Here is a 14,182-nt window from a genome sequence, read left to right on the forward strand (position 1 = left end):
GCTCCTGTCGCTCAGTTCGCGGCCGGGGCCAGGACGAGCAGGGCCGTGCCCGCCTCCACCTGGTCGCCGGGCCGGGCCAGGATCTCCGTCACCACACCGGGCATCGGCGCGTGCACCCTGGACTCCATCTTCATCGCCTCCAGGGCGAGGAGCGGCTGGCCCGCCGTCACCTCGTCGCCCGGCGCTACGTTCAACTGCCATACCGAGGCCGCGAACTCGGCCTCCACCAGGTGGCCGCCCGGCGGGACGGACACCTCGGCCGGTGCGGCCGCCGGTGGGGCCGAGGCCTCCGCTCTCGCGAACTCGCCCGCCGCTTCCCACGCGTCGCGCTCCGCCCCGAAGGCCGTCTGCTGCCGTGACCGGAACCTCTCGATGGACACGGCCTGTTCGGTGAGGAACGCCTCGTACGCGGAGAGGGAGAAGGTGCCTTCCTCGATGCGCGGCACGAACCGGCCGGAGGTGATGTCGGCGCGCAGGTCGAGGAGTTCGTCCGCGGACACCGGATACCACCTGATCCGGTCGAAGAACCGCAGCAGCCACGGCATGCCCGGCTCGAACGCGCCGCGTTGCTGCCAGCCCGACCACACCTGGGTCGTACGGCCCACGAACTGGTAGCCGCCCGGGCCCTCCATGCCGTAGATGCACAGGTAGGCGCCGCCGATGCCGACGGAGTTCTCGGCGGTCCAGGTGCGGGCCGGGTTGTACTTCGTGGTGACCAGGCGGTGGCGCGGGTCCAGAGGGGTGGCGACCGGGGCGCCCAGGTACACGTCGCCGAGGCCGAGGACCAGGTACTCCGCGTCGAAGACCGTGCGGTAGACGTCGTCGACCGAGTCCAGGCCGTTGATCCGGCGGATGAACTCGATGTTCCACGGGCACCAGGGGGCGTCGTCGCGGACGCCCGCCATGTAGCGGGCGATCGCCTCACGGGTCGCGGGGTCGTCCCAGGAGAGGGGGAGGTGAACCGTGCGGGAGGGCACCACCAGTTCGTCGGTGGGCGGGAGCGAGGCGACGATCCCCCGCACCGTGGCGAGGAGTTCGGACTGGGGGAGAGCGGCCGGGTCCGTCTGGACCTGGAGCGAGCGGATGCCGGGGGTGAGGTCCCTGACCCCGGGCAGGTCCGCCGCCGTCACCGCTTCCATCAGGGCGTGGACGCGCATCCGCAGGGCGAGGTCCAGCTGCATGGGGCCGAACTCGACCAGCAGGTTGTCGTCGCCGCTGCGCCGGTAGGTCACGTCACCGTCCCGGGCGAGGACACCGCCGTCGACGATCTCGGGGCGGGGCGCGCCCGTGACGTCGACGGCGGTGAAGCGGACCGTGTCGCCGGGGCGGAGCTGGCCGAGCTTCCAGCGTTCGCCGCTCAGGACGGTCGCGGGGCAGACGAAACCGCCCAGGGAGGGGCCGTCGGGGCCGAGCAGGACCGGCATGTCGCCGGTGTAGTCGACGGCGCCGACCGAGTACGGGGTGTCGTGGATGTTGGAGGGGTGCAGGCCCGCCTCGCCGCCGTCGGTGCGTGCCCAGCGCGGCTTGGGGCCGACCAGGCGGACTCCGGTGCGCGCCGAGTTGAAGTGCACCTTCCACTCGGCCGCGTAGAAGTCGCGGATGTCGTCCTCGGTGAAGAACTCCGGGGCGGCATGCGGGCCTTCGACGGCCGCGAGCTGCCAGTCGGCGGTGAAGTGCGGGCGTTCGGCGACCGGCTCCCCGTCCGTCACGGCCCCGCCGTGCAGGACGTCACCCGTGCGCAGCGCCCGGCCGCCGTGGCCGCCGAACCGGCCCAGGGTGAAGGTGCTCGCGCTGCCGAGGAAGGCGGGGACGTCCAGGCCGCCGCCGGCGAACAGCACGTAGGTGCGCAGACCCTGCTCGGCAGGGGCGCCGATCTCCAGCAGGCCGCCCGCCGGGACGGTCACCGGCTCCCACTGGGCGGCCGGGGCGCCGTCGACCCTCACCGGGGCCGGGGCGCCGGTCACGCAGACGGTGGTGGGGTGGGTGAAGCGCAGGGACGGGCCCTGGAGGGTGCATTCGAGGCCGGGTGCGCCCTCCGGGTTGCCCAGGGCGCGGTTGCCCAGGCGGAAGGAGCGGTCGTCCATCGGGCCGCTCGGGGGGACGCCGACCTGCCAGTAGCCGGTGCGGCCCGGCCAGTCCTGGACCGTGGTGAGCGTGCCGGCGGCGACGACCTCGATCCGGGGCGTGGGGTCGGTGACCGTGGCGAGCGTGGCCGTGGAGTGGGCGGCGGAGTGGAAGCGGGGGTCGGCGAGCGCGGCGCGTACCAGGCCGAGGTTCGTCTCGATGCCGTCGACGCGGGTGCGGGCCAGTGCCTCGTCCAGCCGTCGCAGTGCCTCGGCGCGGTCTGACCCGTACGCGATCACCTTGGCGAGCATCGGGTCGTACGACGTCGTCACCTCGGTGCCGGTCTCCACCCAGCCGTCGACGCGCACGCCCGCCGGGAACTCCACCCGGGTCAGCAGGCCGGCGCTGGGCCGGTGTTCGCGGGAGGGGTCCTCGGCGTAGACGCGGGCCTCGACGGCGTGCCCGCGCGGTGTGCCCGGGTCGCGGACTACGTCGGTCTCGCCCCGGGCCAGGCGCAGCATCCAGGCGACCAGGTCGACGCCGTAGATCTCCTCGGTGACCGGATGTTCGACCTGGAGGCGGGTGTTGACCTCCAGGAAGTAGGCCTCCTCGCGGGCCGCGTCGTACACGAACTCGACCGTGCCGGCCGAGCGGTAGCCGACCGAGGCGCACAGATCGCGGGCGGACGCGGCGAGTTGGGCGCGGACCCGCGGGGGCAGGCCGGGGGCGGGGGCCTCCTCGACCACCTTCTGGTTGCGGCGCTGGAGGGAGCAGTCCCGGTCGCCGAAGGTGACGACCCGGCCTTCGCCGTCGCCGAAGACCTGGACCTCGACGTGGCGGGCGTGCTCGACCAGGCGTTCCAGGAAGACCCCGGCGGAGGAGAAGGACGCGGCGGCGACCCGCTGGACGCGGTCCCAGGCGTCGGTCAGTTCGTCGACCGATCGGCATGCCGACATGCCGATACCGCCGCCACCGCCGGTGGCCTTGAGCATGACGGGGTAGCCGATGACGGACGCTTCGCGGCGGGCCTCGTCCAGGTCGGCCAGCAGCCCGGTGCCCGGCGCCAGGGGTACCCCCGCGGCCCGCGCGGCCGCCCGTGCGGTGTGCTTCGCGCCGAACAGCTCCAGCTGCTCGGGGGACGGGCCGACGAAGACGATCCCCGCCTCCTCGCAGCGGCGGGCGAAGGCGGCGTCCTCGGACAGGAAGCCGTAGCCGGGGTGGATCGCGCCCGCGCCGGTGTCCTTGGCCGCCTTGAGCACCAGGTCGGCGTCGAGGTACGACTCCTTCGCCGGGGCCGGGCCGAGCCGGACCGCCTCGTCGGCGAGGCGCACGTGCGGGGCCGAGCGGTCGGGGTCGGAGTAGACGGCGACCGTGCGCAGGCCCAGTTCGCGGGCGGTGCGGATGACACGGACGGCTATCTCGCCGCGGTTGGCGACCAGCAGCTTCTCGAAGGAGGTCATTCCGCGGCCCCGGCGATCGTCATCTGCACGGCCGTGGGATCGAAGCCGTTGCAGGGGTTGTTGATCTGGGGGCAGTTGGAGACCAGGACGAGGACGTCGCGTTCGGCGCGCAGGGTCAGCTTCCGGCCCGGGGCCGAGAGGCCGTCGACGATGCCGAGGGTGCCGTCCTTCTCGACGGGCACGTTCATGTACCAGTTGATGTTGGAGACCAGGTCGCGCTTGCCCAGGCCGTGACGCGCGCCCTCCGCCAGGAAGTTGTCGACACACGCGTGCTGCGACCAGGTGTGGTGGCCGTAGCGGAGGGTGTTGGACTCCTTGGAGCAGGCGCCGCCGAGCGTGTCGTGCCGGCCGACCTCGTCGGCGGTCACCGTCATCAGCGGGGTGTGCTCGTTGGAGAGCAGCACGCTGCCGGTGGTGAGGAAGATGTTGCCCTGGGCGTGCACGGTGTCGGGCGCGCTGTAGCGGACCGAGGTGTCGTGGGCGTCGTAGACGAGGAAGTCGACGGCCTGGTTGCCGTGCAGGTCGGTGATGGTGAGGGTCTCGCCCCCGGGGATCACGGCGGACCAGGCCGCGCGGGCCGGGACGACGGTCTGCGTGCTCATGCCAGCCCCCTCGCGGCGAGGAATTCACGGGTGTTGAGGAAGGCGCGGCGGCCTTCGGGGGTGGCGTCCCAGAGGGGGGTACCGGGCGGGGTGGGCGCGGCGCGCCAGGCCAGGACCTCGAGGGGGGAGCTGACGTAGTCGGGGCGCGGGTCGGCCGGGTGCGGGACGTTCGCGATCAGCACGGTCACGTCCTGTTCGGTGCGGAGCGTGACGCTGCCGCCGGGGCCGGACGGGCCGGTGAAGTCCAGCGTGCCGTCCTCGCGTACCTCCACGCCCTGGAAGAACGACAGGGACGGCGGGAGGTCGCGCGGTTCCAGGCCGTTCTTGGCCGCCGCCAGCTTGAACAGCTCGCGTCCTGCGGGGGAGGGCGACTGCGGGGAGCCGTCGCCGTACCGCTCGGTGTTGCGGGCCAGGGTGGAGGTGCCGCAGAGCGCGTCGTGCCGGCCGGAGGTGTCGGCGACGACGGAGGCGAGGACCCGGCCCTGGTCGGAGAGGAGCAGTACGCCCTCACCGAGGTAGGCGTTCCACTGGACCTTGACCGTGTCGGCGACGTTCAGCCGTTCCCAGGGGCGGCCGTCGGCGTACAGCAGGAGGTGGGCACAGGCGTCGCCGACCGGGTCGGTCAGGCGCAGCTCGGTGCCGCGGGCCAGGACTCGGTGCGTGTAGTTGCCGCCCGCCACCGTCTCGGCCCACACCAGGTGTCCCGCCTCGCAGGGCGGGTCCGGCCAGTCGGCGGCCGGTACGACGGGCATGGCCTCGGCGCGGGTGCCCTCCTGGGCGCGGGCGTGCGCGCGGGCTCCGTACGTGGTCGCTGTCGCCATCGCTGACCTCCGGCTCCTTCGGCTGTGGGGAGATTTCTGTCGCTCGACAGAAATTAGGGGCGGGTCGGGTCGGCGGCGTTGCCGTCGCGTTCCGGCCCGGTTACCGAGGGCTCACCGGGTGCGGCGGTCCAGTGGTGGCGGCGTCGGCGTGATCGCCGTACGGCGTCGTGTGCGAGGATCGAACGCATGGGGACGAGCAGTGGCCGCCGGGTCGGCCGGCCGCGGGCCGCGCAGCGACCGGACAGCGGTCTCGAGCCGCGGGCCGAACTGCTCGCGGCGGCCGCCGAGTTGTTCACCACCCGTGGCTACGCGGCCACCACCACCCGGGCCGTCGCCGAGCGTGCGGGCATGCGGCAGGCGTCGATGTACCACTACGTCTCCGGCAAGGAGGAACTCCTCGCCGAGCTGCTCGAGTCCACCGTCACGCCGTCCCTGGCCTGCGCGCGCGAGCTGCTCGCCGACGATGCGACACCGGCCGAGGAGCGGCTGCGGGTCCTGTGCCGGGCCGACGTGGAGCTGCTGTGCGCCGGGCCGCACAATCTCGGCGCGCTCTACCTGCTGCCCGAGGTGCACACCGAACGGTTCGCCGGCTTCCACGCCGTACGCGCCGAACTCAAGGACGCCTACCGGCAGCTGATCGCCGACACGGCGGCCGGCGGTGCGCTGGCCAAGGGGGAGCTGGAGCTGCGGACCGATCTCGTCTTCGGGCTGATCGAGGGTGTCATCCTCGTCCACCGCTCCGAACCCGAGCGCCCCGCCCGCGAGTTCGCCCGCGCCACGGCCGAGGCCGCGCTGCGGATCGTGGGGGTCTGAGGAGTCTCGCGGGGCGGCGGAGGTTCCGCTCCGGAGGCTCCTTTCACTCATCACGGTGAGTGACTTTCGTACGCCCGTGCGCAGTAACGGGGCGTGTTCGAATGAATGCCCTCCGTGTAAAACGACCGAGGGTACTCCAGTCCTTCGGGTGTTTTCAGGTGCTTGCCGAATATGACACGGCGATGATCCGGTCGGACTAAGCTCGCCCGCGGCGCACCGAGTTGAGGTGAATTCGTGCGCCTGTTCCCAAACATACGGAAGATCCAGACTGCTCCATGAACCTTCCCCCCACGAGCTCCCCCGACACCCAGCCGATTCGTCTCAGAAGGCATACATGGTGAGTGTGCAATCGCCTCCCGATGGCCGTGAACTTTCCCTGGCGCGCGTGCTGTTGCTGCCCGCCATACTGATGGCCGCGGCGACCGCCGCCGCCGTCGTCCTGGTGGCGGGATCCGCCCGGGTCGCCGTCGGCGTGTGCGGGGCCGTCGGCATGCTGCTGGTGCTCGCGACGGCGGCTGAAGCGGTGCGCCGCGGCCGTAGGCTCCGGGACGCCCGGGCCGAGCACGACCGTCACAGCGCGTATCTGGAACGGCGCCTCACCGCGAGCGAGGAGGAGATCGAGCACCTCGGCCGGGAGGTCTTTCCGACCGCGCTCTACCGGCTCAAGGCCGGTGAGTCACCCAAAGAGGTGGTTCGCCAGCTCTTCGACGTCGACCCGCGGATGCGCCACGCCCCCGAGTCGCAGCGGCGGCTGATCCGCATCATGCTCGACATCGTCGACGAGGAGGACCTCCAGCGCGACTCCCTGGAGCGTTCGTTCGTCAGCGTCGCCCGGCGCGTCCAGGCCATCGTCCACCAGCAGGCCCACGAACTGCGGGAGATGGAGGAGGACCACGGCCGCAACCCCGAGGTCTTCGACGACCTGCTGCGCATCGACCACGGCACCGCGCTGATCGGACGCCTCGCCGACTCGGTCTCCGTGCTCGGCGGCGGCCGCCCCGGCCGCCAGTGGCCCAACCCCGTCGCCCTCTACAGCGTGCTGCGCGGCGCCATGTCCCGGATCCTGGAGTACCGGCGCATCGAGCTGCACTCCATCTGCCAGGTGAACATCAAGGGCACCTCTGTCGAGCCGGTCATCCACGCGGCCGCCGAACTCCTCGACAACGCCACCCGCTACTCGCCGCCCTCCACCAAGGTGCACGTCACCGCCGTCGAGGTGCAGTCCGGCGTGTGCATCGAGATCGAGGACGCCGGCGTCACCCTCAACGAGGAGGCCCGCGACCGCCTGGAGGGCCTGCTGGAGAAGGCCAAGCAGGGCAAGGACATCCAGGTCCTCGGCGAGAACCCGCGCCTCGGCCTCTCGGTCGTGGGCCGCCTGTGCAAGACGTACAACATGGACGTCTCGCTGCGCGCCTCCGCCTACGGCGGCGTCCGGGCCGTCCTCATCGTGCCCAGCGACATGATGACCACCGACCCCGCCCCCGGCATCGCCCACGGCATCGGCGCCACCGGCATCCCCAAGCCCGAACTCGGCGCCCTCGAAGGCCCCAAGCGCCCGCCCAAGCGGCGCCGGCCCACCAGCCCCCGCATCCCCGCCGGGATCTCCATGGAGGACGACGTCCCCGAGGTCACCGAATGGACGGCGGGCGGGCTGCCGCAGCGGCGCAGCCGGATGAAGACACCGCTCAGCCAGCGGATCGCCGAGCAGGCCGCCATCGAGCGCGCCGAACGCGAGGGCAACCCGACCATCTGGTCGCAGCACAAGGAGCCCGAGCCCGAGCAGCCGGAGCCGGAGCGTCGTGAACCCGGCCTCTGGGTCGAGGCGTTCTGGGAGGGGCTCAAGAAGAACAACCCGGGTGTCCACCCCACCGACTTCACCCGGAACCCCACCAAGTACCTGCATCTGATCAACGATCCGGCCGGCACCGAGGCCGACGACGAGGGGGACCTCAAGTGATCCAGCAGCGAGGCAACTTCGACTGGATGCTCAAGCAACTCGCCGACGGCGTACCGGGCGTCGAGATGATCGTCGTGCTCTCCGCCGACGGCCTGCGCATCGCCCGGCACGGCGGCGACCCCGACGCCGCCGACCGGCTCGCCGCGGCCTGCGCGGGCGTGCAGAGCCTGGCCAGTGCCGTCGCCCAGGAACTCCCCATCAGCAACGGCGACATGAACCTCGTCCTGATCGAGATCGACAGAGGTTACTTCTACCTCATGTCCGCCGGTGCCAACGCCTACCTCGCCGTGCTCGCCGACGTCACCTGCGAACCGGGACGGATGAGCGAGATGATGCGCGACCTCGTCGTCCGCATCGGCGCCCACCTCACCAGTCCGCCCCGGCGGAACGGGCAGACCGTATGACTCCTCCGCAACGCAAACGGCGCCAGCCCAGGCCGGAACTCGCTCCGCCCCCGGTCCCGTCCGTGCCGCCGACCCCCGAGAACGGCGGCGAGGACGAGGACAACAAGAACCCCGAACGGCTCTACGTCATCAGCGGTGCCGACGGCGCCCGGGCCGAACTCGACCTGGTCACCTTAATCGTGGCGCGCGCCGCCGCACCGCCCTCCGTCACCCCGGAGCAGGCGGCGCTGCTCCGGCTCTGTCTCGCCCCGCTGTCCGTGGCCGAGCTCTCGGCCTACCTCAACCTGCCGTTCAGCGCGATGACGGCGCTGATCACCGAGCTGATCACGGCCGAACTGGTGCAGGTGCGCGCCCCGATCGTCCGCCAGGCGCTCCCTGACCGTTCACTTCTCGAAGCGGTGATGCATGGACTTCAAAAGCTCTGACACGATCCCCGGCCCCCGCACCGAGGACCATCTCCCGCACACCGCCCAGGCCGCGGTGAAGATCGTGATCGTGGGCGGCTTCGGGGTCGGCAAGACCACGATGGTCGGTTCCGTCAGCGAGATCAGACCGCTGACCACCGAGGAGACCATGACCCAGGCCGGCATCGGGGTCGACGACAACTACGGCTCCGACTCCAAGACCGCCACCACCGTGGCCATGGACTTCGGCCGCATCAGCATCACTGACCAACTGGTCCTCTACCTCTTCGGCACCCCCGGCCAGGAACGCTTCTGGTTCCTGTGGAACGGCCTGTTCGAAGGCGCCCTCGGTGCGGTCGTGCTCATCGACACCCGGCGCCTGGAGGTCAGCTTCGACGTGATGGGACGCCTGGAGGAGCGCGGGGTGCCGTTCGTCGTCGCCGTCAACTCCTTCCCGGACGCGCCCCGTTACCCCGTCGAGGAACTGCGCACCGCGCTGGACCTGCCCCCCGACGTCCCCATCATCGAGTGCGACGCCCGCCGCCGGGCCTCCAGCCGTGACGTCCTGATGACCCTGATGCGCTTCCTGCACTCGCTCGCCATGTCCGGCGCGCTCACCTGACCCCCCTTTCGAATTTCGAACTTTCTCGAACTTTCTCGAACTCTTTCGGATCTCTTCGGAGCGATCACTGTGACGCCTGAATCCCCCCTCCCGGCCGGCGCCAGCACGGACCCGGTCCCGCCGCCCGGCTGCCCGGCGCACGACCGCGGCCCCGGCGGACTGCAGCGGCTCTACGGCGCCGACGCGGACCACCTGGGCGAGCTGTACGAGAAGCTGCGCGAGGAACACGGCTCCGTGGCCCCCGTCCTGCTCCACGACGACGTACCGGTCTGGGTGGTCCTCGGGCTCACCGAGAACCTCCAGATGGTCCGCACCCCCGCCGTCTTCACCCGGGACAGTCGCATCTGGACCCCGCTGCGCGAGGGCATGGTCAAGCCCGACCACCCCCTCATGCCGCACATCGCCTGGCAGCCCATCTGCTCGCACGCCGAGGGCGACGAACACCTGCGGCTGCGGACGGCGGTCCAGGGCGCCATGACCACCATCGACCACCGCAGCATCCGCCGCCTCATCGGCCGCTACACCCAGCTGCTGGTCAACGAGTTCTGCGAGAAGGGCCGCGCCGAACTGGTCTCCCAGTACTCCGAGCACCTGCCGATGGCCGTCATGTGCGAACTGCTCGGCATGCCCGAGGAGTACAACGACCGGATCGTGGAGGCCACCCGGGACGCGCTCAAGGGCACCGAAACCGCGATCGCCAGCAACGAGTACGTCATGGGGTGCCTGACCCGGCTCACCGCCCGCCGCCGGGCCTGCCCCGAGGACGACTTCGCCAGCCACCTCGTCAACCACCCGGCCGGGCTCAACGACGACGAGGTCGCCCAGCACCTGCGGGTCGTCCTCTACGCCGCCTACGAGACCACCGCCAACCTCCTCGCCAACGCGCTGCGCATGGTCCTCACCGAGCCCGGCTTCCGTGCCCAGCTCAACGGCGGCCAGATGACCGTGCCCGAGGCCATCGAGCAGTCCCTGTGGGACGAGCCGCCGTTCAGCACCGTCTTCGCCTACTTCGCCAAGCAGGACACGGAACTCGGCGGCCAGCGCATCCGCAAGGGCGACGGACTGCTCTACGCGCCCGCGCCGGGCAACGTCGACCCGCGCGTCCGCCCGGACCTGAACGCCAACATGCAGGGCAACCGCTCCCACCTGGCCTTCGGCGGCGGCCCGCACGAATGCCCCGGCCAGGACATCGGCCGTGCCATCGCCGACGTCGGCGTCGACCAGCTGCTGACCCGGCTCTCCGACATCCAGCTCGACTGCGACGAGGAGGAGCTGCGCTGGCGCGCCTCCATCGCCTCCCGGCACCTGGTGGAACTGCCGGTGCGCTTCGACCCCAAGCCGAAGCAGGACGTCACCCTCATGCCGAGCCCGGCCCTCGTCCCCCCGCAGCGCACCGACTGGCAGGTCGGCATCCCCCGTCCGGCAGCACCGGAGCCGGTCCCCGCCCCCGAGCCCAGGCCGGCGGCGCCGGTGGCCGTGTCCGCCTCCGAACCGGCCGGGCCGCGCGGGATCTGGCCCAGGCTGCGCCGTTGGTGGCTGGGCCGCTAGCGGTTCGGCCGCCCGGCCCAGTCCTCGTACGACTCCCACGCCTCCAGCGTCCGACCGCTGCACAGCCGGTGCTCCACCCCCGTGACCGGATCGGTGAACTCCAGCCGCCGCGCCAGCAGTTGCAGCGGCCGCCGGAAGTCGCCGTCCGGCACGGGGCCCATCACCACGGGATACAGCGGATCCCCGAGGATCGGCACACCCAACGTGCTCATGTGCACGCGCAGTTGATGGGTCTGTCCGGTGTGCGGGGTGAGCCGGTACCGCCCCAGGTCACCTCGGCGTTCGACCAGCTCGACTAGGGTCTCCGCGTTGGGTTCCCCGTCGATCTCCCGGGCCGCGGGCACCCCGCGCTCCTTCAGGATGCGACTGCGCACGGTCCGGGAAACGGCGAGCGAAGGGTCGTACGGCGCGATCGCCTCGTACTCTTTGCGCACCCGACGCTCGCTGAACAGCGTCTGGTACGCCCCCCGCTCCTCGGGCCGCACGGTGAACATCACGAGCCCGGCCGTGAGCCGGTCCAGCCGGTGAGCGGCCCCGAGCGCGGGAATCCCCAGCTCCCGCCGCAGCCGGGCGAGAGCGGTCTCGGTGACATGACTGCCGCGGGGGGTGGTGGCGAGGAAGTGCGGCTTGTCGACGACGACGAGGTGATCGTCCCGGTGGACGACTCGGAGGGGGAAGGGGACGGGAACTTCCGGGGGCAGGTCGCGGTGGAACCAGAGGTAGCGGCCGGGGGTGTAGGGGGCGTGCGCGGCGACGGATTGTCCGTCGACGTCGACGACGAACCCCGAGTTCAGCATCTCTTCCACGACTCCGGGTGCCGCTCCGGAGAGCCGGGCCACGAGATATTCGCCGACGGTGGCCCACTCCTCGGAGAAGGGCAACCGCACCCGAACAGGGTCCACCCCTTGACGCTGGGGGAGCGGGGAGGGCGGGGCAGCGGTCTTACGTCTCATTGCGGCCAAGGGTAAGTCGGACGCCCCCTCCTTGGGGGCGCGGGGAACTGCGCGACCAGCCGCACTCCACCCGCACCCGACCGACTACGCCACAGCCTCCTGCACAGCGACCGCACTTCGGGACCCCGCCCGAGTGAGCCTCCAAACGCCGCCCACCACGACTGTCCCGACCAGGAACAGCACGGTGAACCACCGGAAGTACCAGTGACCCCCGCTGGGGTCGTACACCGCCCCCCGAGGCCACGCCAGATTCACGGTCATCACCAGCCCGTACAGCAGCGCGCCCGCGTTCACCGGCACCCCCCACCGCCCCAGCGAGAACAACGGCGCCCCGGTCTCGTCCGCCCCCTCGACCCGGAACTCCCCGCGCAGCCGCCGTACCAGCAGCGGCCCGGTCACCATCGCGTACGCGAGGTACAGCATCACGATGCACGTGGTCCCGATCGCCAGGAACGCGTCCGGCGACGCGAAGTTGAGCAGCAGCAGTACCGCGGCCAGCACGCCCACCACCACGGCCGGCGCCCCCGGCATCCCGGTCCGCGGATTCACCCGCGCCAGCCGCTCGGCGAACGGCAGCTGCCCGTCCCGCGCCATGGAGAACAGCATCCGCGAGGCCGCGGTCTGGATCGCCAGCGTCGCCACCGCGATCGCCACCACCACGTCGGCCAGCAGCACCCGGCCCACCCCGTCCCCGAGGCTGCTGGTCAGGACGTAGCTCAACCCGTCGACCCCCAGGTGCCCGTCGGTCAGGCTGGGCGCGGCCAGCAGGCCGCCCAGGATGACGAGGCCGCCGAGCAGCCCCGCGGCGGACAGTGCCGTGAGGATCGTGCGCGGCGCCGTACGCCGCGGGTGGTGGGTCTCCTCGCTCATCTCGCCCGCGCTGTCGAAGCCGATCATCACGTACGCGGCCGTGAACGAGCCGACCAGGAGAGCGCCCAGCAGACCGCCCTCGGCGGCCGTACCGGTGTGGAACGTGATGCCCGGGGAGCGCTTGGAGTGGGTGAGCAGCAGTACGACGATCAGTACCGCGCCGATGATCTCGGCGGTCACCCCGACCCGGTTGATCGCGGACATCACCCGGTTGTCCATGATGTTCACGAGGGTGGTCAGCACCAGCAGGACGACGCCCAGTACGGCGGCGTTGGCGGCCCCGTCGGCCGAGGTCACCGCGGTGTCGGTGCCGATCACCTGGAAGCCGGACCACAGCGCGGGCAGCACCATCTGGAGGGCGAGCGCGGCCGCCGCGACCACCACGATCTGCCCGATCACCATGATCCAGCCGGCGAACCAGCCGAAGGACGGGTTCGACAGGCGTGAGGACCACTGGTAGATGGCGCCGGAGATCGGGTAGCGCCCGGCCAGTTCGGCGAAGCAGGCGGCCACCAGCAACTGGCCGGCCAGCACGGCCGGCCAGGCCCAGAAGAAGACCGGGCCGCCGAACGCGTACCCGAAGGCGAAGAACTGGAAGACGGTCGTCAGTACGGAGATGAAGGAGAACCCGGCGGCGAACGAGGCGTACCGGCCGAGGCTGCGGTGCAGCTCCTGGCGGTAGCCGAACTCCTCCAGGGAGCGGTCGTCGGGTTCCACGGGGCGGTCGTCGAGTGTCGTCACGGCGGCACCTGCCTGTCAGGCGGACTTCCTGTCGAGGACGGAAATCGCGGATTTCCTGTCGGGCGACAGAAATTAGGGACCGGCTGTTTCGGACGCGTCACGCGGGCGTGTCCGGGGCGGGCCCAAGTCCTCACGCTCTTGCGTGGCCCGCGCAGACGCGATACATCGTGTGTATTGACGAGTCCGCTGGACTCACGATATGTTCGGCCACGGATATTCGGAGGCGAGGAGGTCGGTGTGGCGGTGAAGCGGCGCAAGCTCGGCAATCCCCTGGCGCTCGTCGTCCTGACGACCCTCTGGCAGAAGCCGATGCATCCGTACGAGATAGCCCAGACCATGCGCCGCCAGGGCAAGGACACCAGCACCCGGATCAACTACGGCTCGCTCTACACGGTCATGCAGAACCTGGAGAAGCACGGCTTCGTCGAGGTCGCCGACGTGGAGCGGCAGGGCAACCGCCCGGAGCGCACGGTCTACGGCATCACCGACGCCGGGCGCGAGGAGATGGTCCACTGGCTGTCCGACCTGATGGCCGTCCCGGCCAAGGAGTACCCGATCTTCGAGACGGCGCTCTCGCTGATGGGCGCCCTGCCGCCCGACGAGGTCGCCCGCCTGCTGGAGGGGCGGCTGAGCTCCCTGGAGGTGGAGGTCGCCGGCGGCAGGGCCGTGCTGGAGAAGCTGCACGAGACGCTGCCCCGGCTCTTCGTCGTCGAGGTCGAGTACCACCTGCACATGCTGGAGGCGCAGACCGAGTGGGTCCGCGGCTTCGTGCGGGAGATACGGGACGGTTCGCTGCCGGGCGTCGAGGGCTGGCGCCGGTTCCACGAGACCGGTGAGTTCCCGCCGGAGTTCACGGAGGTGGAGCAGCAGTAGAGGAAGCTGCGAGAGAGACAGACCCCGGCAGAGCTGTTGCAGCAGCTCCG

12 protein-coding genes are annotated in these 14,182 nt (G+C 71.3%); 7 read left to right on the top strand and 5 right to left on the bottom strand.

Features of this window, described 5'->3' with window-relative positions; translation table 11 throughout:
• Positions 1 to 11: 11 nt before the first annotated feature.
• The 3 genes from ACFY6U_RS39630 to ACFY6U_RS39640 are packed head-to-tail and all read right to left on the bottom strand — an operon-like array spanning position 12 to position 4,947.
• Positions 12 to 3,524, bottom strand: coding sequence for a 5-oxoprolinase/urea amidolyase family protein (locus ACFY6U_RS39630; RefSeq protein WP_390046218.1), 3,513 nt, complete (start codon positions 3,522 to 3,524; stop codon positions 12 to 14).
• Positions 3,521 to 4,126, bottom strand: a complete 606-nt coding sequence (locus tag ACFY6U_RS39635) for an urea amidolyase associated protein UAAP2 (protein WP_390046220.1) — start codon at positions 4,124 to 4,126, stop codon at positions 3,521 to 3,523. The genes ACFY6U_RS39630 and ACFY6U_RS39635 overlap by 4 nt, the downstream gene beginning before the upstream one ends.
• Positions 4,123 to 4,947, bottom strand: a complete 825-nt coding sequence (locus ACFY6U_RS39640) for an urea amidolyase associated protein UAAP1 (RefSeq protein WP_351490230.1) — start codon at positions 4,945 to 4,947, stop codon at positions 4,123 to 4,125. The genes ACFY6U_RS39635 and ACFY6U_RS39640 overlap by 4 nt, the downstream gene beginning before the upstream one ends.
• A gap of 186 nt (positions 4,948 to 5,133) precedes the next feature.
• Between ACFY6U_RS39640 and ACFY6U_RS39645 the strand changes: the two genes are divergently transcribed.
• The 6 genes from ACFY6U_RS39645 to ACFY6U_RS39670 all read left to right on the top strand — a co-directional run bounded on the left by ACFY6U_RS39645 (position 5,134) and on the right by ACFY6U_RS39670 (position 10,695).
• Positions 5,134 to 5,760 (top strand): TetR/AcrR family transcriptional regulator, encoded by a 627-nt coding sequence (locus ACFY6U_RS39645; protein WP_390046222.1) that lies wholly within the window; start codon positions 5,134 to 5,136, stop codon positions 5,758 to 5,760.
• 334 nt (positions 5,761 to 6,094) lie between these two features.
• Positions 6,095 to 7,717 (top strand): sensor histidine kinase, encoded by a 1,623-nt coding sequence (locus ACFY6U_RS39650; RefSeq protein ID WP_390046224.1) that lies wholly within the window; start codon positions 6,095 to 6,097, stop codon positions 7,715 to 7,717.
• Positions 7,714 to 8,121, top strand: a complete 408-nt coding sequence (locus tag ACFY6U_RS39655) for a roadblock/LC7 domain-containing protein (RefSeq protein ID WP_089103096.1) — start codon at positions 7,714 to 7,716, stop codon at positions 8,119 to 8,121. Before ACFY6U_RS39650 ends, ACFY6U_RS39655 begins: the two co-directional genes overlap by 4 nt.
• The gene (locus tag ACFY6U_RS39660) at positions 8,118 to 8,546 is read left to right on the top strand and encodes a DUF742 domain-containing protein (RefSeq protein ID WP_390046226.1); all 429 of its coding nucleotides are present in this window, start codon (positions 8,118 to 8,120) and stop codon (positions 8,544 to 8,546) included. Before ACFY6U_RS39655 ends, ACFY6U_RS39660 begins: the two co-directional genes overlap by 4 nt.
• Positions 8,527 to 9,147 (top strand): ATP/GTP-binding protein, encoded by a 621-nt coding sequence (locus ACFY6U_RS39665; RefSeq protein ID WP_390046228.1) that lies wholly within the window; start codon positions 8,527 to 8,529, stop codon positions 9,145 to 9,147. The genes ACFY6U_RS39660 and ACFY6U_RS39665 overlap by 20 nt, the downstream gene beginning before the upstream one ends.
• A gap of 69 nt (positions 9,148 to 9,216) precedes the next feature.
• Positions 9,217 to 10,695: a cytochrome P450 gene (locus tag ACFY6U_RS39670; protein WP_390046230.1), complete on the top strand. Its 1,479-nt coding sequence runs from the start codon at positions 9,217 to 9,219 to the stop codon at positions 10,693 to 10,695.
• Here ACFY6U_RS39670 and ACFY6U_RS39675 read toward each other — a convergent pair.
• On the bottom strand, positions 10,692 to 11,648 hold the full coding sequence (locus ACFY6U_RS39675) for an RluA family pseudouridine synthase (protein ID WP_390046232.1): 957 nt from the start codon (positions 11,646 to 11,648) through the stop codon (positions 10,692 to 10,694). The genes ACFY6U_RS39670 and ACFY6U_RS39675 overlap by 4 nt on opposite strands.
• An 84-nt stretch (positions 11,649 to 11,732) precedes the next feature.
• Positions 11,733 to 13,259, bottom strand: coding sequence for an amino acid permease (locus tag ACFY6U_RS39680; protein WP_390046234.1), 1,527 nt, complete (start codon positions 13,257 to 13,259; stop codon positions 11,733 to 11,735).
• Positions 13,260 to 13,496: 237 nt separating this feature from the next.
• Between ACFY6U_RS39680 and ACFY6U_RS39685 the strand changes: the two genes are divergently transcribed.
• Positions 13,497 to 14,132 (top strand): PadR family transcriptional regulator, encoded by a 636-nt coding sequence (locus ACFY6U_RS39685; RefSeq protein WP_390046236.1) that lies wholly within the window; start codon positions 13,497 to 13,499, stop codon positions 14,130 to 14,132.
• Positions 14,133 to 14,182: the final 50 nt, after the last annotated feature.

Origin of the sequence: Streptomyces sp. NPDC013157, assembly GCF_042899865.1 — a bacterium.
GTDB lineage: Bacteria > Actinomycetota > Actinomycetes > Streptomycetales > Streptomycetaceae > Streptomyces.